The organism is Methanobrevibacter cuticularis (genome assembly GCF_001639285.1).
In the GTDB taxonomy this organism is placed as follows: Archaea; Methanobacteriota; Methanobacteria; order Methanobacteriales; family Methanobacteriaceae; genus Methanobaculum; species Methanobaculum cuticulare.
Genome location: NZ_LWMW01000072.1, coordinates 1 through 556, shown reverse-complemented (window position 1 = coordinate 556; position 556 = coordinate 1). Strand labels below are relative to the sequence as shown.

Sequence of the window (556 nt, the reverse complement as noted above, 5' to 3'; positions counted from 1 at the left end):
TCTGTCATTAAGAATATATATTGCTCCACCATTACTATTTGCAGTATTGTTACTGAAACTAGAACTTGTTATATTAGTATTTCCAGTACAATTATTATAAACGACTGAATATATTGCTCCACCATTACTATTTGCAGTATTGTTGTTGAAAGTAGAGCCAGTTATACTAGCACTAGAACTCTCAATATATATTACTCCACCATTATTTGCTGTGTTGTTGCTGAAAGTAGAATTAATTACATTAAGATTATTATTATTATCATTACCACTAGTTGCATATATTGCTCCACCATTATGTGTTGCGTTGTTATTGTTGAAAGTAGAACCAGCTATATTAGCATTAATAGTACCATTAAGACTAGGAATAATATATATTGCTCCACCATTATTTGCTGTGTTGTTGCTGAAAGTAGAATTAATTACATTAAAATTACTATTAGAAATACCACTAGATGTATATATTGCTCCGCCATTGTTTACTGGTGTGGTGTTTTGTTCTGGGTTGTTGGATATCCATGTTGTATTGTATCCATTACTAGTAAATTCACTGTTTCTA

Annotated in this window: 1 pseudogene; it reads right to left on the bottom strand. The window is 30.6% G+C overall.

Annotated elements, in window-relative coordinates:
- Positions 1–556: pseudogene (locus MBCUT_RS02080) on the bottom strand (hypothetical protein); the annotation flags it as partial.